The organism is Pseudomonas sp. Ors-4-3C (genome assembly GCF_055755035.1).
Genome location: NZ_CM146900.1, coordinates 541526 through 563270 on the forward strand (window position 1 = coordinate 541526; position 21745 = coordinate 563270).

24 protein-coding genes are annotated in these 21745 nt (G+C 59.3%); all 24 read left to right on the forward strand.

What is annotated here, in order from left to right; genetic code table 11:
- Positions 1 to 52: 52 nt before the first annotated feature.
- The 24 genes from ACVHNU_RS02450 (at position 53) to ACVHNU_RS02565 (ending at position 21744) form a co-directional block, all read left to right on the forward strand.
- The gene (locus ACVHNU_RS02450; protein WP_473018936.1) at positions 53 to 3625 is read left to right on the forward strand and encodes a TipJ family phage tail tip protein; all 3573 of its coding nucleotides are present in this window, start codon (positions 53 to 55) and stop codon (positions 3623 to 3625) included.
- Between the two features lie 8 nt (positions 3626 to 3633).
- The gene (locus ACVHNU_RS02455) at positions 3634 to 4014 is read left to right on the forward strand and encodes a hypothetical protein (RefSeq protein WP_473018937.1); all 381 of its coding nucleotides are present in this window, start codon (positions 3634 to 3636) and stop codon (positions 4012 to 4014) included.
- Entirely contained in the window at positions 4014 to 4739 is a 726-nt protein-coding gene (locus ACVHNU_RS02460) for a hypothetical protein (protein ID WP_473018938.1), read from the forward strand. Before ACVHNU_RS02455 ends, ACVHNU_RS02460 begins: the two co-directional genes overlap by 1 nt.
- Before the next feature lie 19 nt (positions 4740 to 4758).
- On the forward strand, positions 4759 to 5976 hold the full coding sequence (locus ACVHNU_RS02465) for a phage tail protein (RefSeq protein ID WP_473018939.1): 1218 nt from the start codon (positions 4759 to 4761) through the stop codon (positions 5974 to 5976).
- On the forward strand, positions 5976 to 6293 hold the full coding sequence (locus tag ACVHNU_RS02470) for a hypothetical protein (protein WP_473018940.1): 318 nt from the start codon (positions 5976 to 5978) through the stop codon (positions 6291 to 6293). The genes ACVHNU_RS02465 and ACVHNU_RS02470 overlap by 1 nt, the downstream gene beginning before the upstream one ends.
- On the forward strand, positions 6290 to 6655 hold the full coding sequence (locus ACVHNU_RS02475; RefSeq protein ID WP_473018941.1) for a phage tail protein: 366 nt from the start codon (positions 6290 to 6292) through the stop codon (positions 6653 to 6655). The genes ACVHNU_RS02470 and ACVHNU_RS02475 overlap by 4 nt, the downstream gene beginning before the upstream one ends.
- A 69-nt stretch (positions 6656 to 6724) precedes the next feature.
- Positions 6725 to 7693, forward strand: coding sequence for a hypothetical protein (locus tag ACVHNU_RS02480; protein WP_473018942.1), 969 nt, complete (start codon positions 6725 to 6727; stop codon positions 7691 to 7693).
- Positions 7694 to 7720: 27 nt separating this feature from the next.
- Positions 7721 to 8305: a phage tail terminator protein gene (locus tag ACVHNU_RS02485; protein WP_473018943.1), complete on the forward strand. Its 585-nt coding sequence runs from the start codon at positions 7721 to 7723 to the stop codon at positions 8303 to 8305.
- Positions 8302 to 8481 carry a DUF2635 domain-containing protein gene (locus ACVHNU_RS02490; protein WP_103484531.1) on the forward strand — a complete coding sequence of 60 codons (180 nt, stop codon included), beginning with the start codon at positions 8302 to 8304 and terminating at the stop codon, positions 8479 to 8481. The genes ACVHNU_RS02485 and ACVHNU_RS02490 overlap by 4 nt, the downstream gene beginning before the upstream one ends.
- The gene (locus tag ACVHNU_RS02495; RefSeq protein WP_103484532.1) at positions 8481 to 9977 is read left to right on the forward strand and encodes a phage tail sheath subtilisin-like domain-containing protein; all 1497 of its coding nucleotides are present in this window, start codon (positions 8481 to 8483) and stop codon (positions 9975 to 9977) included. The genes ACVHNU_RS02490 and ACVHNU_RS02495 overlap by 1 nt, the downstream gene beginning before the upstream one ends.
- Positions 9978 to 10044: 67 nt before the next feature.
- On the forward strand, positions 10045 to 10392 hold the full coding sequence (locus ACVHNU_RS02500) for a phage tail tube protein (protein ID WP_007964335.1): 348 nt from the start codon (positions 10045 to 10047) through the stop codon (positions 10390 to 10392).
- Positions 10389 to 10685, forward strand: coding sequence for a phage tail assembly protein (locus ACVHNU_RS02505; RefSeq protein ID WP_003222226.1), 297 nt, complete (start codon positions 10389 to 10391; stop codon positions 10683 to 10685). Before ACVHNU_RS02500 ends, ACVHNU_RS02505 begins: the two co-directional genes overlap by 4 nt.
- 130 nt (positions 10686 to 10815) lie before the next feature.
- Positions 10816 to 12504 (forward strand): phage tail tape measure protein, encoded by a 1689-nt coding sequence (locus ACVHNU_RS02510; protein ID WP_473018944.1) that lies wholly within the window; start codon positions 10816 to 10818, stop codon positions 12502 to 12504.
- Complete coding sequence (locus ACVHNU_RS02515) at positions 12491 to 13726, forward strand: DNA circularization protein (RefSeq protein WP_473018945.1); 1236 nt, start codon at positions 12491 to 12493, stop codon at positions 13724 to 13726. Before ACVHNU_RS02510 ends, ACVHNU_RS02515 begins: the two co-directional genes overlap by 14 nt.
- A 3-nt stretch (positions 13727 to 13729) precedes the next feature.
- Positions 13730 to 14773 carry a phage baseplate assembly protein gene (locus ACVHNU_RS02520; RefSeq protein WP_003222231.1) on the forward strand — a complete coding sequence of 348 codons (1044 nt, stop codon included), beginning with the start codon at positions 13730 to 13732 and terminating at the stop codon, positions 14771 to 14773.
- Positions 14774 to 14916: 143 nt separating this feature from the next.
- Entirely contained in the window at positions 14917 to 15426 is a 510-nt protein-coding gene (locus ACVHNU_RS02525) for a phage baseplate assembly protein V (RefSeq protein WP_338800945.1), read from the forward strand.
- Positions 15426 to 15824: a phage GP46 family protein gene (locus tag ACVHNU_RS02530; protein ID WP_047601236.1), complete on the forward strand. Its 399-nt coding sequence runs from the start codon at positions 15426 to 15428 to the stop codon at positions 15822 to 15824. The genes ACVHNU_RS02525 and ACVHNU_RS02530 overlap by 1 nt, the downstream gene beginning before the upstream one ends.
- Positions 15814 to 16860 carry a baseplate J/gp47 family protein gene (locus tag ACVHNU_RS02535; protein ID WP_473018946.1) on the forward strand — a complete coding sequence of 349 codons (1047 nt, stop codon included), beginning with the start codon at positions 15814 to 15816 and terminating at the stop codon, positions 16858 to 16860. The genes ACVHNU_RS02530 and ACVHNU_RS02535 overlap by 11 nt, the downstream gene beginning before the upstream one ends.
- Positions 16848 to 17447: a YmfQ family protein gene (locus ACVHNU_RS02540; protein ID WP_003222238.1), complete on the forward strand. Its 600-nt coding sequence runs from the start codon at positions 16848 to 16850 to the stop codon at positions 17445 to 17447. The genes ACVHNU_RS02535 and ACVHNU_RS02540 overlap by 13 nt, the downstream gene beginning before the upstream one ends.
- Before the next feature lie 14 nt (positions 17448 to 17461).
- Positions 17462 to 18340: a gp53-like domain-containing protein gene (locus tag ACVHNU_RS02545; RefSeq protein WP_473018947.1), complete on the forward strand. Its 879-nt coding sequence runs from the start codon at positions 17462 to 17464 to the stop codon at positions 18338 to 18340.
- A gap of 17 nt (positions 18341 to 18357) precedes the next feature.
- A complete protein-coding gene (locus ACVHNU_RS02550) occupies positions 18358 to 18777 on the forward strand; it encodes a tail fiber assembly protein (protein WP_473018948.1) in 420 nt (139 codons plus the stop codon).
- 70 nt (positions 18778 to 18847) lie between these two features.
- Entirely contained in the window at positions 18848 to 19999 is a 1152-nt protein-coding gene (locus ACVHNU_RS02555; RefSeq protein WP_473018949.1) for a phage tail protein, read from the forward strand.
- The gene (locus ACVHNU_RS02560) at positions 19996 to 20511 is read left to right on the forward strand and encodes a phage tail protein (protein ID WP_473018950.1); all 516 of its coding nucleotides are present in this window, start codon (positions 19996 to 19998) and stop codon (positions 20509 to 20511) included. The genes ACVHNU_RS02555 and ACVHNU_RS02560 overlap by 4 nt, the downstream gene beginning before the upstream one ends.
- Before the next feature lie 135 nt (positions 20512 to 20646).
- On the forward strand, positions 20647 to 21744 hold the full coding sequence (locus ACVHNU_RS02565; RefSeq protein ID WP_473018951.1) for a phage tail protein: 1098 nt from the start codon (positions 20647 to 20649) through the stop codon (positions 21742 to 21744).
- The last annotated feature ends 1 nt before the right edge of the window (position 21745 follow it).

The following is a 21745-nucleotide window of genomic DNA, read 5'->3' on the forward strand; positions in this document are numbered from 1 at the left end:
GACCTCCAAACAACCCGCCCGATGCGGGTTTTATTTCGCCTGAAGGAAAGCCATGACTGACCTCATTCTCGCTGGCAGCAAAGGCGGCGCCGCCAAGCCGCGCCCCTCCGTGGAAGCGCCAGACAGCCTGCAAAGCACGGCCTACGCTCGTATCCTCGATCTCGTCAGCGAAGGCGAGATTGTCGGTCTGAAAAACCATACTCAATCGGTGTTTTTGGACGAAACGCCGCTGGCCAACGACGACGGTAGCCTGAACTTCAACGGCGTGACGCTCGACGTTCGTACCGGTAGCCAGGACCAGGCACACATCCCGGGTTTCCCTGCGGTGGAAAATGAAACGGCTGCGGCTGTCGAACTGCGCAGTGATCAACCCTGGACCAAGGCCTTCACCAACCTGCAACTGTCCGCCGTGCGTATTCGCCTGGCAGTTTCGCGACTGGCACAGACCAATACCGGCAATGGCGACACCAACGGCTACACGGTCAAGTACGCCATTGATCTGTCTACCGATGGCGGTGCTTTCGTCGAGGTGTTGGCCTCTGCTTTCAGCGGCAAGACCAGCAGTAAGTACGAGCGCTCGCACCGCATCGATCTGCCGTTGGCCAAAAGCGGCTGGACCGTGCGGGTGCGTCGTTTGACGCCCAATTCCACCAGCGGCGCCATCGCCGACACCACCAGTGTCGAGTCGAGCACCGAGGTGATCGACGCCAAGTTGCGGTATCCCGGCTCGGCCATCATCGGCCTGCAATTCGATGCGTCGCAGTTCCAGTCCATCCCATCGCGCTCCTTTGAACTGCTGGGCCGGATCATTCGAGTGCCGAGCAACTACGATCCACAGAGCCGCGTCTACTCGGGCGTGTGGGACGGTACGTTCAAATCGGCATGGACCGATAACCCGGCTTGGATTTACTACGATCTTTTGCTGCATCCGCGCTATGGCCTGGGGCATTTGCTCAATGCCGGCCAAGTCGATAAATGGGAACTGTATCGCATTAGTCAGTACTGCGATCAGCCCGTGCCTGATGGCAAGGGTGGCACCGAGCCGCGCTTTACCTGCAACTTGTACCTTTCGGCGCGTGCCGATGCGTTGAAGGTACTGCAAGACCTAGCCACTACATTCCGGGGCATGTCGTATTGGGGGGCCGGCTCAGTCATGGCTGTGGCCGACATGCCGGAGGACCCGGTCTACACCTATTCCAACGGCAACGTTATCGTCGGCAAGTTCGTCTACGGCGGGTCGGCGAAAAAGACCCGGTTCAGCGTGGCATTGGTCAGCTGGAACGACCCTGCGGACTTCTACCGGCAGAAGGTCGAGTATGTCGACGACCCGGACGGCATCGCCCGTTATGGTGTGCAGCAGACAGAAATCAGCGCCACCGGCTGTACCTCTCAGGCGCAGGCACAGCGAATCGGTAAGTGGGCACTGCTGACCAATCGCCTGGAAACTGAAAGCGTTACCTTTGCGGTGGGGCTTGATGGCACGTTGGCGCGCCCGGGGCAGATTATCCGGGTGGCCGACAATGATCGCGCCGGGCGACGAATCGGCGGACGCCTGCGTGATGCGACGCTTGATACGCTGACCCTTGACGCGCAGGTCACCGCCACAGCGGGCGACTCCATCACGCTGGTCATGCCAACCGGTAAAGCGGTATCCCGTTCGATCAAGTCAGTAGACATCAGCGGGGAGGTTCAGCGTGTGCTGCTGGCGCAGCCACTGAGTGAGCTGCCACCGGCCCAGTCGATGTGGGCGATCGACTCGCCAACCCTGGCCGCACAGCAATTTCGCGTGATGTCGATTGCCGAAGACTTCACCGACAACGAAATCAAATACAGCATCACTGCCGTCAAGCATGTGCCGAGCAAATTCGGCGCCATCGACAATGGCTCCCGAATCGAGCGGCCGCCGATCACTGTCATTCCGCCAGGCGTTCAGGCGCCGCCGGGTTCGGTCACCGTCAGTAACAACCACTTCATTGATCAGGGCAGCGCGGTCGGCGTCATGACCATTGAATGGACGCGTCCGGCCAATGCCATCGCCTATGAAGTCCACTGGCGCAAGAACGACAGCGAATGGGTTTTCGCCGGCCGTACCGGTGGAACTTCGATGGAAGTACGGGGCATCTATGCCGGGCGGTATGTGGCCAAGGTGCGGGCAATCAATGCACTGGACATCGGTTCGATTTATGCCACTTCGGTGGAAACCCAACTTTCCGGCAAAACCACGCCACCGCCTTCGGTGACCTTGCTCAAAGCTGAGAGCCTGTTGTTCGGTATCGGCCTGAAATGGGAATTCCCTGTAGGTGCAGAAGATACTCAGCGCACTGAGATCTGGTACGGGCCGACGCCAAACCTGGAAACGGCCACGAAACTGGCCGACCTGGCTTATCCGCAAAGTGATTACACGATGCAAAGCCTGTTGGCCGGTGCGACGTTCTTCTTCTGGGCGCGGCTGGTTGATCGCACGGGCAATATCGGTCCGTGGTATCCGATCGGAAATGGAGTGTTCGGGCAGGCCAGTTCCGAGGCCGGTCCGATTCTCGACCTGCTCGCCGGGAAAATTTCGCACACCGAACTGGGTAAGGACCTGCTCAGCGAGATCGAGAAAGTTCCGGGGCTGCAAAATCAGATCGATGCGCTGGATGAAAGCTATGACGCGGCCCGGGCCTATGCGAAATACGCGATCGTGCGTGTGGGCGATCGACTGTATCAAGCCAAGGGCCCGGTACCGATCAACCTGCCACCGCCGAATACTACTTATTGGGCCGACGTAGGCCAGACGGTCGAGACCGCCAGTGGTCTGGTTCAACAGGTTGGAAGCAACACTGCCGAGATCAGCAAGATCGACGGTGCGGTGACCGCCCAGGCGGCTGCCTTCCAGGCACTGAGAGCAGCATCCCGCGACGATAACGGTGAAGGCGAGCTGGCGGATGCGCTCAAAGGGTGGACGAGTACGGCGGCCATCGCTACGGAAAGCCTGGTCCGGTCGACACAGAACGAGGCAACCGCGCAGCGGCTTTCGACGCTGGAAGTCAGCACCGGAGGCAACGCTGCAGATATCAAGTCGCTGGAGAAGGTCGTCACGACGACCAACTCGGCAACGGCGACGAAAATCGAGCAGTTGAGCGCGACTGTCGGTGACAACAGCGCGGCCGTTCAGCAAACCTCGACAGCCCTTGCAAATACCAATGGCAAGTTGTCGACGATGTGGTCGGTGAAGATGGATACCACTGCTGGTGGTCAGAAGTACGCCGCCTCCTTTGGTCTTGGACTTCAGGTCGACCCATCCGGTGTCTCGTCGCAGTTTGTGGTTCGTGCGGACACATTCATGTTGTTGAACCTGGCCAATGGGACGCCCGTCTCACCGTTTACCGTGACTGGTGGCCAAACGTTCATCAATGACGCCTTTATTCAGAATGGCTCAATCAACATGCTGAAAATCGGCGAAAACCTACAGTCGGAAAACTATGTGGCGGGCAGATCCGGATGGAGGCTGACCAGGGCCGGTAGCTTTGAAATAAACAGCAGCGTGGCCGGCCAGGGCCGGGTGGTCATGACTAACAGATCGCTACGTGTATTTGACGCCAATGACGTCAAGCGTGTGCAACTGGGAGACCTGAGTGAATGAGCTTTGGAATGACGGTGTTCGATGCCAATGGTGTGCAAACCCTGGGCGTCGAGGATTTTACTATTCAGAAACTGGCTCAGATGGTCTTGCCTGAGAGCCGTACAGGTGGTTCAGGCACCCGATCTGATTATATTTTGATGGATGTTCCAGGTTATAACCCCTCTACCTGTTTTGTGGTTATAACTCCCAGGAAATATGCCGGATACAATCAGCCTGGTCGTCCGGATTTGTGGGGTTATGTTCCAACTTACAAAGATTTGGGCGGCAGTCTGATAGGTATTTTTACCTATGTAAACAGGCGCCGACCCACGGGTTATCGTGATAACTATGTCGATGAGTGGGTTTCACACACTGTCGAATGTGTTGTCGAAGTAGTGAAGGTGTTGTGATGGCGGATTACGGACTTTCAGTGAGTAACATGTACGGGTCTGTCGTGATTTCCAGCTCGTATAAAGTGATGGTGTTCTCCGAGCGCGGCAGTTTCAGAATTCAATCCAGATACTCCGACAGTGAGGGTTACGGCTCGGTCACCTTTACGAAGCCTATCTACACACAGGAAGCTCCGCAGGTTTTTGTAAGGCATGTTAGCGGTGTGCATACATCGCTCGGTCTTTTCATCACCATGCTGGGCGGTCCCGGGAACTGGACGGGATTCGTGATTACCTCGGCGGTGCGTACAGGTAACACGCTGCAAAATTACCTTATTGAATATGTTGTCTGTAAATATTCGGATCAACCCAGTCGTCAGCCCTATGGCATGAATATCTATGACGCGCAGGGGCAAGTGGTGTTCTCGTCCGATGACAAAGTTGTCAGATACACAAAGTTTGCAAAGAGCTGGACGCTGGTCGTTGGTAATCAGGTTGATATTTATAAAAGCAATCTGACCGTCGATGCTGATGATTTTGTTTGTGTATCCAGCATTGATCGTGGCTTGAACTGGTTTGCCGATGGTGCTGGCTATGTCGGAATTAGTTTGTTGAATAATAATGCTCTTACTCTGGAAATTACGGCTCAGCGATCCGGTGGTGGCTATTGGTACTATCAGGGTACGAATGGGACTTGCTTTGGTATTCCGGTTTGCAAATTTCCGCTTTCCAGGTACTACAATTAATTAATGTTCGAGGTACGCCATGTCGTGGAGCAAGGTCGGAACGGTAAGTGTCACAAATAACTCAAACTCTGTTATAGGTTCCGGCACATCGTTTATTGTCAGTGGCCGTGTCGGGGACGCATTCAGAGGCCCGGATGGCAGTTGGTACGAAGTCACCAACATCGCCAGTGATTCGGCGATGTCCATTGCGCCGAATTATCAGGGGGCAACCAACGGAGCAGGCACGTATGCGCTGGCTCCCTTACAGGGCTATGTCAAAGAATCAGCCGATGCGTTGCGAGCACTGGTCAACACATACGGTGCAAAACTGGCGGCACTGGGTAGTACTGCAAATTATGAGATTTTGCCTGTGTCAAAAGGCGGAACCGGTGGTACGACGCCTGCCGAAGCCAGGGCCGCGCTGTCGCTTGGTACTACGGGCAACTACGACGTACTGCCTGTCGAAAAAGGTGGCACCGGCAGCGAGACACCCGCTGCTGCCCGGGTTGCTTTGGGACTCGGCAGTGCCGCATCAGCGAACCTGCAAAGCAGTCCGAGCGATGCAACCCCTGGCCGAGCCATGCAAGTCGGCGCATTCGGTATTGGCGGTGACACACCGGTGTTTTACGCAAGTATCGATGACGTGGCAGAGGTACCCGCGGGGCGCTGTTTCGTTATCAACACTAGCGGCGGGGTTAAGCCCCCAAACGCCAGTTACGGCTTGCTGGACACTATCAAAGTTGTTGGCCAACCCGTTCATCAAATCTGGCACGAAGTAAACGGAATTGCCTCCGGCGGCACCCTGCGCACCTGGGAGCGTGATCAATACGGCACGGGGGTATTTGGCCCGTGGCGCATGGTTTACCGGCAGAACAACATTATCGGGGCCGTTACCGGGGCGGGTGCTCCTACGGGGGCGATCATCGAGCGTGGCGCCAATGCTAACGGTGAATACACCAAGTATGCCGACGGCACCCTGATCTGCTGGAAGGCGATCACGACGAACTCTACGGGCACTTACGCGTCGGGCGCGCTGTTTGGTAGCGATGCCTATGGACCGGGTGCATTTCCCTCAGCCTATGTATCGGTGCCAATGGTGGCTTCGGGCGCGACGCGAGGTGTCAACTCGGATTGTGTCCTTGCCAGCGCTTTCAATCCCCCGACGCTGAACAGTTGGGGCGCATGGCGCGCAATGGCAATTTCCAACGCAGCCGTGGCTGCTCAAATCAACCTGATCGCAATCGGGCGGTGGTACTAATGAAGATTATTTTGTCACCGCAGCGCAGAGAAGACTCTCTGGTGCTGCGCAAGCTGGGAGATCAGCTCACGGTCAACGGTGAAGTGTTTGATTTTTCCCGTCTGGGTGACGGCGATACGCTTCCGGAAGGTGCAATTCATTCCGAGTGGTTTGTCGGGGACGTCACCCGTGAGCAAGGCGAGCTGACGCTACGTCTGTTGTTACCGATTCCTGCTCACTACAGCCCGGCTCAAGCCTATCCCGAGGACCTTGTCGAGGTTCCTGATGGAGAGGTGGCATTGCCGCAGCCGTTGTCGCAACCGGAGGCAGGCGAATGAATATCGACTGGTCGCAACTGATCACCCGTGACATGAAAGAGGCCGCTGCTGCTGTTGCGAGATTGAACGAAGCGCAAGCGCTGCTCACTGATCGGAACGAGGCAGCGGCAGCGCAGATTTCGCGTATTCAGGATCGTGTCGAAACCTTGGGTTATGGCATCGATGCTGGCGCGGCGACGCCTCAGGACGAGGCGGAACAACGCGCGTTGATGGAGGGACTCAAAGCCTGGAAAACCTACAAGTTCAACCTCGGCAATGTACCCCGTCAGGCCAGTTGGCCAGTGTCGCAGACATGGCCTGTGCAACCGGACATTCCGGAGATTTCAGCAGCACCGGAAAAGGCCGTCGATGCAACGGCATGAGCCTGCGCAGTCTGTGATTCCCCGCCCTCAGAGGGCGGTTTTTTTTATTCAGGAAACAAGGATGATGCCATGCCATGGCTAAGAGCAGGCACGGTCAATGTCACGAACAACTCGCCAGTGGTCACTGGTGTCGATGTTGATTTCGTGAGCAATGCCCGGATAGGCGATGCCTTCGTCGGGCCGGACGGCAGGCAGTATGAGGTGAGCAATATCGCAGGCCCGGCGATGTTGTCGATCACGCCGGCCTATCAGGGCGCAACAGTAAACGGTGCGACCTATTCGATCATGCCGGTACAAGGCTATCCCAAGGCGCTGGCCGATGCATTCAACAATCTGAATGTTCAATACGGTCCGAAGCTGGCGGCGCTGGGTGCGGCGAGTGGTTTCGATGTACTGCCAGTGCGTAACGGCGGAACTGGCGCGACCGATGTCGTTGCCGCTCGGCAGGCGCTGGGGCTCGGGGCCGTCGCCACTGATGCGATCGTCCCGATCGTACGGGGCGGAACCGGTGCCACCGACGCAGCTTCGGCGCGATCGGCGCTTGGTCTGGGTGCCGTCGCCGCCGACGCAGTCGTCCCGATTGCGCGTGGCGGCACGGGCGGGACAACCCAGGCGACGGCCAGGTCGGGCCTGGGACTGGGGAGCGCGGCCGTCGCCTCGCTGGTGGGAACGGTCAGTCAAGTTGCGGGCATTGCCACCGGTGCTGTCATCGAGCGTGGTTCCAACGCAAACGGGGAATACGTCAAGTTTGCCGACGGTACTTTGATTTGCACGCTCTTCAATAAGGGGCCGGTCGCGTTCAACAACACGTCCAACATGGGATTCAACTGGACGTATCCAATGGCCTTCGTGGCGCCAGGTTTTGTGACCGCCAATTTGGTGGGCGTATTGGGTGTGGCGAGACAAGTGACGTCCGTTGGCGCCTATAGCAGAACCAACACCTTCGCCAGTATCTGTGTCTTCAGTCTCGGGCAATTCGCGGAGGCCGACGTCTCGATGGTCTCCTTTGACTGTCTCGCGATCGGACGCTGGTTCTAGCGACAGCACCTACTCGGTACTTTCATCATGAAAATGACACCCCTGATCACGCAACTGCGCGACCAGTGTCCGACCCTGGGCAATCGAATCGCAGCCGGGGTCGACCTGGCAACACTTCAAACTGACAACCCGCTGCACCCCCCCTGCGCCTACGTTTCACCGCTGGAGGATCTGGCCAGCGCCAGCACCGCGCAAAACCTCACCGCCCAACCGATCCGCGACCGCTTCGAAATCGTCCTCGCGCTTGACGCAACCGACGCTACAAAAGCGCTGGATCTGTTGCACGACCTGCGTGCCGAACTGTGGCGTGCGCTGGTGGGGTTCAAGCCGGGCAGCGACTACAGCGCCATCGTCTACGACGGCGGCGAAATGGTCTCGATCAACAGCAGCCGGGCCTTCTATCGGCTGCGCTTTTTTGCCGAGTTCCAGCTTGGCCGCAATCTGCCAAGTCAGCCTGCGGAGAGCTGGCACGAACGTGAACTGGACGGTTTGTCGTCCTTTACCGGGGTCACCGTGCGGGTCGATGCGATCGATCCGGCCGACCCCAATCTGAAACACCCGGGCCCTGACGGGCGCGTGGAACTGACTTTCTCTGGAGACGTAACCCCATGAGCAATCGCATCACCGTACTGCCGGCCGCTGGCCGTGCCGTGCCTGACCCGGAAGCGGGCGATCTGCTGCCCCTCGAAGGCCGTGAAGTGCTGGACAGCGCCTGGTGGCGCCGGCGTCTGGCCGACGGCGATATCACAATCAAAACCGTAAAAGTCAAAGCACAGGGAGCCAAATAATGGCGATCGGATTCAGCAACATCCCCGCGGACATTCGTGTACCGCTGTTCTATGCCGAAATGGACAACTCGGCCGCTAATAGCGCGACGTCGACCATGCGCCGTTTGATCGTCGCTCAGGTCAACGACAATATCGCCCCGAGCGAAGTCGGCAAACTGGTGCTGGTCTCCAGCGTCGCGCTGGCAAAAAGCATCGGTGGTCAGGGCTCGATGCTCGCCTCGATGTACGAGACGTTCCGCAAGGCCGACCCGATCGGCGAGATCTGGTGCCTGCCGCTGCACAACGCTGAAGGCGCCATCGCCAAAGGCGTGCTGACCCTGACCGGCACCGCGACTCAGGCTGGCGTACTCAACCTGTACGTCGCTGGTGTGCGGGTGCAGGCCACCGTGGTCAACGGTGCCACCGCTGCACAAGCGGCCACCGCTCTGGCGCAGAAAATCAACGCCACTGCCGATCTACCGGTCAGTGCGGCAGCCGTCGACGGCACCGTGACCGTGAGCGCCAAATGGGTTGGCGACAGCGGTAACGACATCAGCCTGCAGTTCAATCGTCTGGGCAAGAGCAACGGCGAAGACACTCCGCCAGGCCTGGTCACGACTGTCACGGCAATGATCGGCGGCGTCGGCGTGCCGGATCAGGTAGCAGCGGTTGCCGCGCTGGGTGACGAACCGTTCGAGTTCATCGCTTTGCCATGGTCGGATCTGGCCACTCTCAACACCTGGCAAGCAGTCATGGATGACAGCACCGGTCGCTGGTCCTGGGCCAAGCAACTGTTCGGTCACGTCTACAGCGCCAAGCGTGGCACCGTTGGCACTCTGGTCGCCGCAGGCCAGGGCCGCAACGACCAGCACATGACCATTCAGGCGCTGGAGCCGGGCGTACCGCAACCGTTCTGGGTACAAGCTGCCGCACTGGCTGCGCGCACCGCGGTGTTCATCTCCGCCGATGCCAGCCGTCCGACGCAAAGCGGCAGCCTGCCGGGCGTTGATCCGGCACCGGCCAGCGAACGTTTCACCCTGACCGAGCGTCAGTCGCTGCTCAACTACGGCATTGCCACCGCGTACTACGAAGGCGGTTACGTGCGCATCCAGCGTTCGATCACCACCTACCAGAAGAACGCTTACGGTCAGGCCGACAACTCCTACCTGGACAGCGAAACCATGCACCAGTCGGCGTTCATCGTGCGTCGTCTGCAAAGCGTGATCACCAGCAAATACGGGCGCCACAAACTGGCCTCCGATGGCACCCGTTTCGGCGCCGGTCAGCCAATCGTGACCCCGGCGACCATTCGCGGCGAGCTGATTGCGCAGTACGCCAAGCTGGAACTGGAAGGCCACGTGGAGAACGCCGAGCTGTTCGCCGAGCACCTGATCGTCGAGCGCGACGTGCAGGACCCGAGCCGCGTGAACGTGCTGTTCCCGCCGGATTACATCAACGGTCTGCGCGTGTTCGCACTGCTCAACCAATTCCGTCTGCAATACGACGACGCGGCCTGATCGCCGCGTTTGGCCGTAAGCATTCAGCCCACCTCGGTGGGCTTTTTTATTTGAAGGGAGTAACACCATGGGTCAAGTGATTGCAGGCACCTGCTACGTCAAAGTCGACGGTGCACAACTGACTATCAATGGCGGCTGCGAAGCCCCGCTGATGGCTGTCAAACGCGAAACCGTCGTACCGGGTTTCTACAAGGAAACCGACGTTGCGCCGTCGTTCAAAGTGACCGCGCTGCACACCGCCGACTTCCCGCTGAAGAAACTGATCGAAGGCACCGACATCACCGTCACCTGCGAATTCAGCAACGGCAAAGTCTACGTGCTGGCCGGTGCCTATCTGGTCGAAGAGCCGGTTTCCAAGGGCGATGACGCCACCATCGAACTGAAATTCGAAGGCATCAAGGGGACCTGGCAATGAGCGGCGCCGTGAAGCTTCAGGTTGCGATCGAAGCTCACGGCGAGCCCCTGACCGAACTCGTCCTGCGCCGTCCGACGGTGCAGGAAGTGCGAGCGATCAAGGCGCTGCCGTACAAGATCGACAAGAGCGAAGAAGTCAGCCTCGACATGGACGTGGCGGCCAAATACATCGCCGTGTGCGCCGGCATCCCGCCGTCGTCGGTCAACCAGCTCGATCTGGCTGACCTCAACGCGCTGAGCTGGGCCGTTGCGAGTTTTTTCATGAGTGCGGCGTCGGAGCCATCACCGACCTGATCGCAGTCGCCTATGACCTGGCCTGGTTCTGGAAGGTTGACCCCGAACAGATGATGGCCAGGCCACTGGATGTGCTCCGCGAATCGCTGGAGCACGCGCAACGGATCAATGCGATGCAGCAGGTGCAGTGATGGCAGACGAAGAAAAGAAAGTGCAAACACCGGTGCTGATCACGGGCATCGATGAACTGTCGCCCAAACTCGGCGCCCTGCGAGTAAAGGTCGAGAGCTTCAAGAAAAATCTCGAACAGACCGGACTTGGCAAGCTCGATATCAGTGGTCTGTTCAAGGGCGGCAGCGTGATCACGCCGTTCGTGGACGGGATCAAGTCGGCGGCGGCGTTTCAGGGCAAATTGACTGAAGTCAGCGAGACGGCGAAAACCGTCGACCTGCCCGCCACACCGAAAGTCGCTGCGCAGAACATGAACGTGTTCAGTGCGTCGATGGAGAAAGTCTCCAATGCGGTGAATGCCGCATTGGTGCCGGCGGTCGGTGCTGTGGTCGTTGGGCTTGAGCCGATGCTGACCGGTTTCGGTAGTTTGCTCGATGACAACCCGGAACTGGTGCAAGGTCTGGCGGCGGGGGCGATCGCGTTTTCGACGATGCAAACCGCTGTGGCCGGTGCGACCCAGGTGTTCGATGTGATGAGCATGGTGATGAAGGCCAATCCGATCATGCTGATTGCCACGGGCATTACCTTGGCCGCCGGTTTGATCGTGGCTTACTGGAAACCGGTCTCGACGTTTTTTATCGGGCTCTGGCAGAAGATTGCTCCGGTGGTCATGCCGATGGCCGAGTTTTTCAAGACAATGTTCAGTTACACGCCTTTGGGGATGCTGATCAGCAATTGGGGCCCGGTCACCGAGTTCTTCAGGGCATTCTGGCAAGGTCTAAAGGCCGTGGCGGTGCCTGTGATCGAGTTCTACAAGTCGATGTTCGCGTGGACTCCTCAAGGCATGATCCTCAATAACTGGGGAACAATCAGCCCGATATTTGCGGCAATTTTCGGGCGCATCAAGGAAAACGTGGCCTCGACCTTCGCCGCCCTCAAGGAGGGCTTTGGCTGGACTCCGCTGGGTTTGATAGTAAATAACTGGGGACCTGTCACCGGATTGTTCGCGGCCATTTGGGACTTGCTGGCAGCGCTGGTCGTGCCGCTCAAGGAGACGTTGCGCAGTGTCTTCAACGACTACGTTCCCATGGACAAGATCAACGAACTCTGGGGCCAGGTGCCCGCGTTCTTTGCCGAGAAAATAGAATCCATTCGCGCGGTGATGATGGCGCTGGGCGCGATTTTCGGTCTGCCGTTCATGGGGTCACCGCTGGAAATGTTTGACTTGAAGTGGTCGCCGCTGACCGATCGCATCCGAGAGTTTGCGGACAAGATCGAGTCGTACATGGCGCCGATCAGGGAAATGCTCGGTGGCAGTTTTGGTGGGTTCGTCACCAAAATCACTGGCAAGATCGAAGGCCTGTCCGAAGCTCAGAAAAAAACCAATGCCGAAGGTAAGGGTGAGCTGGCGCCGGCGTTCTTTGGCGGCAACAGCGAGCCAGCGTCGAATGCATTGTCGGGCTCCGACATCGCGCAGGATAAACCTGCTCTGCAGGGCGGCTCACTGTCGCAAACCTCCAACACCCTGATCCAGCAAAGCGCTGCCAATAACCGCACGCAACTCGAAGGCGGTCTGACCGTGCGCTTCGAAAATGCACCGGCCGGGCTGCGTACCGATCAACCACAAACCAATCAACCGGGGCTGGCGCTGTCTTCGCGCATCGGCTATCGCTCGCTGTCGGCAGGAGGTTCCAATGAACTGGCGTGACCGTTTGTTGCCGGCATCGTTTCGCGGTGTCGGGTTCTGGATCGACCAGGCGAAAACCCCAGTCGGTCGCAAAGGTCAGTTGCACGAATATCCGCAACGCGACCTGCCGTATTTCGAGGATCTGGGCCAGCAGGCCAAGACCCACGACATCACGGCGTTCATCATCGGTGCCGATTGCCTGGAGCAGCGCGACAAGCTGCTGAAGGCCTTGGAGGCGGGCAGTGGTGAACTGGTGCATCCGTGGCTGGGACGCCTGCAAGTCAAGGTCGGTGAATGCGACATGACCCACACCCGCCAGGACGGCGGGTTGGTGACGTTCAGCCTGAAGTTCTATCCCGATCGGCCGCTGCCGTTTCCGACCGCCACGGTCAGTACGCAAAAAGTCCTGTTGGCCAAGGCTGACACTTTGTTGGGTTCTGCGGTGGCGCGCTTCGAGCAGGCGATGACGTTGATCAAGGCTGCGCGGATCGGCATCGCCAATCTGCGCAACAGCCTGACTGGCGTCTATGACGTGATCAAAGAGCAGCTCAAACCGCTGATCGAGCAGTACAAGCAGATCACTGAACTGGTCAAAGCCGTGAAGGAATTGCCCAAGGAAGTGGCGGCGGAGTTCAAGGGCCTGCTCGGCGATATCAAGGAGCTGAAGGCGTTCGCGAAGGAGGGCTACCGTGGCGTGATTGCCGACGTGTCCCAACAACTCGAAGCCATCCGCAAGTTGGATGCGCCGAAGATCACCACCGGCAAGGACACCAATGCTGCAGCGCAAGCCATGGCTGATCTGGTGCAGGACACCATGCTGGTGAAAGTGGCGCAATGGGTAGCGTCGATGCCGGTAGCGACCCCTCCGGTCAAACTGACGTCGACCGCTTCGGTGGCGCATCAGGCGGATCAACCGGTGACCCGTCAGGAAGTGCCGGTGACCGACGAAATGAAAGCGCTGCAGAAGGCGGTCGGGGTGGCAATTGACCCGATGCTGGACAAGGCCGATCCCAAGCATCACCAGGCAATCAACGATGTGAAGGAAGCGCTGATGGCGCATCTCAAGGCCGTGGCGTCATCCGGTGTGCGACAGGTCACCAAATCGTTCCAGGAAAGCCTGCCGGCGCTGGTTGTGGCCTACAAGCAATTTGCCGATGCCACACGGGTGACTCAAGTGACGCAGAGCAACGCGATGAACCATCCGGGCTTTTCACCCAACGACGTGAAAGTGTCCAGGGAGTGAGCCATGAGCGAGATGGATAACCATGTCACGCTGACCGTTAACAACATGGAATACGGCGGCTGGAAAAGCGTGGAAATCACCGCTGATCTGGAGCGCCAGTTCCGCACCTTCAAACTCGATATCACCTGGCAGTGGCCGGGGCAGACGGTGGATCAACGGATCAAACCGGGTGACCCTTGCGAAGTGAAAATCGGCCAGGATCTGGTGCTCACCGGCTACGTGTTCAAGGCACCGATCAGTTACGACGGACGCCAGATCAGCTTGAGTATCGAGGGTAGTTCCAAGACTCAGGATCTGGTCGATTGCGCAGCCACCAACCGCCCGAATCAATGGCAGGAGCAACCGCTGCTGAGCATCGTCCAGGCTCTGGCGGCGGAGTACTCGCTGTACGTGGTCAACGAAATTCCTGAGACCGCGCGGCTCGCCAAACACACCATCGTGCCGGGCGAAACAGTGTTCCAGTCGATCGACCGATTGCTCTCGCTGTTTCGGGTGTTTTCCACCGATGACGAGCAGGGCCGGCTGGTGCTGGCCAAGCCCGGTAGCGGTGGTCGGGCCAGTGACGCGCTGGAGTTGGGCAAGAACATTCTGTCGGCGAACGCGCCGATGGATCAGAGCCAGGTGTTTTCCGAATACCGGGTGATCGGTCAGCAGAAAGGCTCGGACAAGAAGAGCGGGGCGGCCGTCAGCGAGGTTCAATCCAGCGCGGCTGATCTCAGCTTCAAGCGCCGCCGCACCACGATCATCAACGAGGGCACCGCGCTCACGTTCGAGCTGGCCCAGCAACGCGCCCAATGGGAAAGCGCCACCCGCATGGGCCGGGCCCAGACCACGACCTATCAGGTACAGGGCTGGCGCCAGACCAATGGCGACCTGTGGCGCCACAACACGCTGGTCAAGGTCACGGATCCGGTGCTCGGTTTCGACGGCGACATGTTGATTTCCAAAGTCACGTATTCGTTGTCGGCGCAGGGCTCGGTGACCACGCTGCAAGTGGCGCCGCCGCATACCTTCGATCCTGATCCCACGCCTCCGAAAAAAACCTGAGCCTGACACCGAACCCCTGTGGGAGCGGGCTTGCTCGCGAAAGCGTCAGCAGCTCCAACATCCCATTGACTGACCCACCGCTTTCGCGAGCAAGCCCGCTCCCACATGTTGTCCGTGTCGGGTCTGCTCCCTGAGGACAATTCATGAGCCTACTGACACGCCTGCTGGCGCGCGGCACTGTCGTGCTCGCCAATTCGGCATCCAAGCTGCAATCGCTGCAAATGCGCCTCACCGCCGGCGAGGTGAACGACGACATGGAGCACTTCGAACCCTACGGTTTCACCAGCAACCCGCTGGCCGGCGCCGAAGGCATCGTCACGTTTCTCGGCGGTGACCGTTCTCATGCCATCGCCCTGGTGGTCGCCGACCGTCGCTATCGCCTGCAGGCGCTGGCCTCGGGCGAAGTCGCGATCTACACCGACGAGGGCGACAAAATTCACTTCAAGCGCGGGCGGATCATCGACATCGAAACCGCCACCCTGAACATCCGCGCCAGCAGCGCGGTGAACTTCGACACGCCGGTGATCAACCAGACCGGCAAGATCGTCTCCACCGGCGATCAGCTCGCCGGTGGCATCAGCCAGATCAAACACGTGCACGTCGGCGTGCAGGCCGGCAGCGGCCAGACCGGTGCGCCGGCAGGAGGCAAATGATGTTTATCAGCCAGAACCTCCACGCCGCACTGACCCGCGCCGTACTCATCAGCCTGTTCACCTGGCGCCGCGCCGCCGATGACGACGCCCTCGACGACGAGGAGCGCTTCGGCTGGTGGGGCGACAGCTTTCCCACCGTCGCCGACGACCGCATCGGCTCGCGGCTGTGGCTGTTGCGTCGAGTCAAGCTGACCCGACAGACCCAGATGGACGCCGAGTTCTATGCCCGCGAAGCCCTGCAATGGCTGATCGACGACGGCCACTGCAGCGCCATCGACATCATCAGCGAACGCCTCGACGCCCAGCGCCTGAACCTGCGCACGGTTCTGACCCTGGCCGATGGCGAACGTCTGGACATCAACCCCGATAACAGTTGGCAGGTGATCTATGCCGTTTGAAACCCCTTCGCTGCCGGTGCTGATCAAGCGCACCCAAAGCGACCTGGCCGGCGATTCGCTGCGCCAGTCCGATGCGCAAGTGTTGGCCCGCACCTTGGGTGGCGCGGCTTATGGTCTGTACGGTTATCTCGACTGGATTGCCGAGCAGATCCTGCCGGACAAGGCCGATGAGTCGACCCTGGAACGCATCGCCGCGCTGCGCCTGAACCAGCCGCGCAAACCGGCGCAAGTGGCGACCGGCAGCGTCAGCTTCACCGCGACCGCAGGCGCCGTGCTTGACGTCGACACGCTGCTGCAAGCGAGCGATGGCCGTACCTACAAAGTCACCGCTTCACGCACCACCACCAATGGCAACAACAGCACCACCATCGCCGCGCTCGACGCCGGCAGCCTGGGCAATGCCGACGCCGGCCTGGCACTGACCCCGGTGCAACCGATCGCCGGCGTGGTCGGCAACAGCTTCGTGGTGCTTGCACCCGGCCTCAGCGGCGGCGTGGCGCGAGAAAGCCTGGAGTCGCTGCGCTCGCGGGTGATCCGTTCCTATCGCGTGATCCCCCACGGCGGTGCGGCCAGCGACTACGAGACCTGGGCGCTGGAGGTGCCTGGCGTGACGCGCGCCTGGTGTCGTGGCGGCCTGCTCGGGCCGGGCACGGTGACGGTGTTCATCATGCGTGACGAAGACCCGCAACCGGTGCCCAACGATGAGCAACTGGCGGAGGTTCAGGAGTACATCGAACCGCTGCGTCCGGTGACAGCAGAAGTGCATGTGCAGCGGCCGATTCAGGTACCGGTGGTGTATCGCTTCAAGAGCGTCAATCCGGACACCACCGCTGTGCGCGCCGCCGTTGAAGCGCAGTTGCGCGACCTGCATAACCGCGAGGCCGATCTGGGTGTGCCGCTGCTGATCAGCCATATCCGCGAAGCCATCAGCAGCGCCGGCGGTGAGTACGATCACACGCTGACCGCGCCGGCCGCTGACGTGCCTGCGGGGCAAAGCGAACTGCTGACCTTCGGAGGTTGCGTATGGGGGGCATAAGAACCGCCGCGCAATATCAGGCGCAACTGCGCGCGTTGCTGCCCAGCGGCCCGGCGTGGGACCCGGAACGCGTACCGGAACTCGAGGAGGTGCTGCAAGGCGTCGCCGTCGAACTGGCACGCCTCGACGCCCGCGCCGCCGACCTGCTCAACGAGATGGACCCGGCGGGCGTCAGCGAACTGGTGCCGGACTGGGAACGGGTGATGGAACTGCCCGACCCGTGCCTGGGCGCCACGCCGCTGTTCGACGACCGCCGCCTCGCCGTACGCCGCCGCTTGCTCGCGGTCGGCAGTCAGGCCGTCGGTTACTACCTCGACATCGCCAAAAGCCAGGGCTACCCCAACGCCAGCATCACCGAGCACGAAGCCCCCCGCATGGGCCGCGCGCGTTTCGGCGCGGCACACTGGGGCACCTGGGAGGCGCAATTCATGTGGACGCTCAACACCGGCGGCCGCCTGCTGCTCGGTCGGCGCTACGGCGCGAGCTACTGGGGCGAGCGCTTCGGCGTCAACCCGGGCTCAGCACTGGAGTGTCTGATCCACCGCAGTGCCCCGGCGCATACCAAGGTGCACATCAATTATGACTAGGGAGGAATGACGGGATGGATTATCCGAAAAGCATGCCCGGGGTCGGTCTGGTCAACAGCCGTTTTGTCGATGAAAACCCAATCACCGGAACGCCCGGATCGTTGATTCCGGCGGAGTGGGGCAACGCCCTTACTGAAGAAATTCTGACGGTTATCAAGGCGGCCGGGATCGAACCCACCGAGGGGCTCAACACGCAATTGCTGGAAGCGTTGCGCGGCAAGAAACTGTATGAAACGCCACCGCAGTTCGATGTCAGTCAGAAGGTTGCGACGACAGAATTTGTTCAGCGCGCGCTGGGCAGTCTGGCGGGGCAGACCAACTATGTAGGGGATGTGACGCTGACGGCTGCTGATGTTGGCAAGCTTTCAGTCTTCACTGGCCCATGTACGGTGACTTTGCCTGATTGGTCCAGTGTTTCTCCTGGTGGACTGGTCAGGATTCTGAGCAGCACCGGTAGTTTGACGGTAAAGGCTCGTAGTGGCGAAAGTCTGAGTACCATCAATGGGGTATCCGCTAATTCCTTGTCATTTGCAGGGGGGTGTTTCGTAACCTTCAGACGACTGCTATTGGGTGGGGGGTGGGGACTGGACTCCGGCGATGGCGCGCTCAAATATTCGCCGATGTTCACCGCTTCACTGGGTACAAGCGGGGGCTACCAACGTCTTCCAAGCGGCCTGATTTTGCAATGGGGCCTTGCCACCGGTGGTGCATTGAGTGAAACCATCACCTACCCGATTGCCTTTCCGAACTCGGTGCTTTTTCTGTCCGGCAGCGATATCTCACCGGGATTCGCGGATATACGTTTTTCTTTTTACAGACTCTCGCTCAGCCAGTTCCAGCGCTTCTCCAATATCGATCCTGGTGGCTGGAACTGGTTCGCCATGGGCTTTTGAAATCGGAGGTGAACACCATGAAATACATTGATTTCGATGCCCAGGGCGAACTTCTTGGGCGATACGACTCGGCTATCCACCTGCAGATTCCTGTCAGCGCGGTGGAAATCTCCGAAGAACTGTTCCTGCGCACGATTGAAGAGCGTGACGGCATCTGGCGATACACCGGAGGCAAGGTCACCAAACACTCTTTGCCTAACGCTTCGCAAGTGGTTGATGGCGAGCAAAGAGCTGCTGCCCTGGCGCGTCGTGATGAGCTGTTGGCCGAAGCCAATCAGCAAACCGTCGGCATGGCGGACGCCTACATCGCGGGCCTGCTCGACACAGACGACATGCAGCGATTCAAGGCATTCGCCACCTACAAGCTGGCGCTGAACAAGATCGATAAACAGCCGGGCTATCCGCAAAACGTGGCCTGGCCCCTGCTGCCCGCCTGAGTCCTGTTCCGGTCGAAAGCCTGAAAACCAGTTTCAATATCCATCACTCTGAATAACGGGAGGTCCGTCCGTGGACTATCCAAATAGTGTGCCCAGCGCCGGTCTGGTGAATGGGAAGTTTGTCGATGAAAACCCGTTGACCGGGACGCCGGGGTCGTTGATCCCGGCGGACTGGGGCAACGGGGTGACGCAGGAAATTCTCAACGTGATCAAGGCTGGGGATCTGACTCCGGACGAGAAGAAATACGATCAGTTGTTGCAGGCGATTCAGAGCGTTTCGGCCAAGGGCTGGAATCTGGATTCGGCGTTGCCGATCGGGTCTTTGCCAACCGCTACCGTTGCTACGGCAGACGGGCGACTGCCGATCACGCCAGCGGCTGTTGCCGCCAGTGGCGGGAGGGTGTCGATTCCGGCTGGCGTGCTGATCAGCCTCGGCCAAGAAGTGATAGCGGGGCAGTTGGGACGCTCGCGTACGTTCACTACACAGTTGTGGAGCAGTCCCGATTTGCTGCCAAGTACCGGCTACTTCCTCCGGGCGCAGGTGATCAGTGGTGCGCTGACCTTTTACATGCAGCGCGGCACAATCTACGACGCTACGCCTGACGGTTTGAAAGGGACGGTCAATGGTGCGGCGGGCGGCGGTTTCCAGTCTACGCCACTGGATCTCTGTCTGGCCTGGGTCGTCACGGCAGGGCCGGGTTCGATGCCCACTGTCAGAGCGATCTACAACCGTAATCGATTGTCGTGGACGCAAACGGTTAATGGCAACGGCGTGGTTTATCTGCCACTTGATCCGCATGCCCGAGCGGCACGGTTGGTGGTGGGTAACCCGACCCCACATCCGACCGGTATTACCACGGTGGCCTTTGCCCCGGGAGGATGGCTGGGGGGCAACTATTCTTACCTAAATCCGACAGTTACTACTTCCAGCAACTGGGATGGCTGGAGCACCGTCGGTGCTTCGGTGGGAATCTTCACGAGTAACGTTGTCAACGACACGACGGTTTCCACACTATCGGCCAGTTTCGACCATGCAGAGTTGCGTTCGCTTTGGCAGGTCTTTCAATGCGAACACACCCTCGGCTCGGGGAATGCCTCAAGTGATGAGTTGTTATTTGGTATGGGAATCAAGAGTTTTTCTCAAGCCGATTACGCCAACGGTATTGCGATCAACTTTGCCTCAGCCATCAATGTGCATTTGTCCTGGGAGTTGATCCGATGATCATCATTCAAGAACTGCATCAGTTCGAGGAAGGCTTGCGTCCGGCCCAGCCGTCCGGTGCCCATGATTGGGATGGAGAAAAATGGCAGCTTAATGCGTCCAGAGTCGCCGAGTTGGAGATTCAGGAAGCCGAGCAGTTATGTTCCAAGGTCGACGCGGCGGCCGACAGTGCTCGCACCGTTTTGGCCGGCGACCCGCTCAAAGCCATGGAGTACGCCCAGGCTGCTGCAGACGCCCAGGCCTATCAGGACGCTGGTTACCCGAAAAAAGAGGTGCCACTGTCGGTTGCTGCGTGGGTGGTTAAAGGTCGTACTGCCAAACAGGCCGCCGAGCAGATTCTCAGCAAGGCCGACCAACTCACTGACCATCTGCTGACCCTGCGCACCTTGCGCCTGAAGGCCAAAAACCAGATCCGCGCGCATGCGGCCAAAGGCAATCTCGATCTGGCGCGCCGTGCTGGCGATGACGCGTTGGCGGCGATTCGCGAACTGGTAAGCAGCCAAAACCTCTAGTCGCGAAATCTTCGCGCTGTATTACCCAAGCCCACTTCCCGTGGGCTTTTTATTTTCAGAAACAGACCGCCACTGGCTCGCATCAGCGATCGCCGCGACGCGGTTCATTTGTTATTTCAGAGGAACGAAAGACCTATGGATTATCCAAAAAGCGTCCCCAGCGTCGGCCTGGTCGATGGCCGCTTTGTCGATGAAAACCCGGTGGCAGGAACCCCGGGTTCGTTGATTCCGGCGGTGTGGGGCAACAGCGTGACTCAGGAGATCCTGAGTGTGATTAACGGCGGCGGGTTGGTGGCTTCTGAAGCCGATACCGGTCAGTTGTACAAGGCGATTCAGTCGATCATCGGCAGAGCGAGTCCGATGCGTTCGGTGGTCACTCGTCTGGCGACATCCAGATCGCTGACTGAAGCTGAGTTGGGACTCGTTTTGATCGACGGCAGCTCCGCGCCGATGACGGTGACATTGCCATCGGCCGACGCGGCCTTGGGTATTCGCGACGTCATTGTCCGGCGGATGGACAACAGCGGCAATCGACTCGTTGTGCAGACCTCCGACGCTGACAAGGTTCGTTTTCATACACACCTCTCGCCTGGCGGTTATCCCTTTCTGGTGCTGATGGGCAACGGGGACTGGTGGCATCTGCGCAGTGACGGGGCGGGGAGTTGGTGGCCGATCGGTCGCTTTGATAACAGCGCTTTGGGGCGGCCGTTTTTTGAAACCACTCTGTTGCTCAATCCAGGTGGCTATGGCTTTCCCAACGGTGATCTGTTCAAGCGCGCCGAATGGCCTTGGTTGTGGGATTTTGCTCAGGCGTCCGGCGCGTTGACCACCGAAGCGGCCAGAACAGGCCGGGAAGGCGGATGGACCAGCGGCGATGGTGCCTCGAATTTCCGGATTCCCGAGATTCGCGGCGAGTTTCTGCGAGTGCTCAGTGAAACCAGAAACGTTGATCCCGGTCGCGTGTCCGGCAGCCTGCAAATGCATGCGTTGCAGAGTCACAACCATTATCTGCCGACGGGAACAGGGGCTTCTTTCAAACCGGCCCCGGCGATTCCAGACGGTGTCTGGGATGTCGGCACCAATGTCAACTTTTCACCGACGACAACGACCGTGGCAACAACGTACCCCAACCCTGCATTCGACTCGGACACTTACATCGGCAACATCGGCAATTTTTCGGCTGAAACCCGTCCGCGAAATATTGCCTATCCCGCGCGTATCAAACTGATCTGAG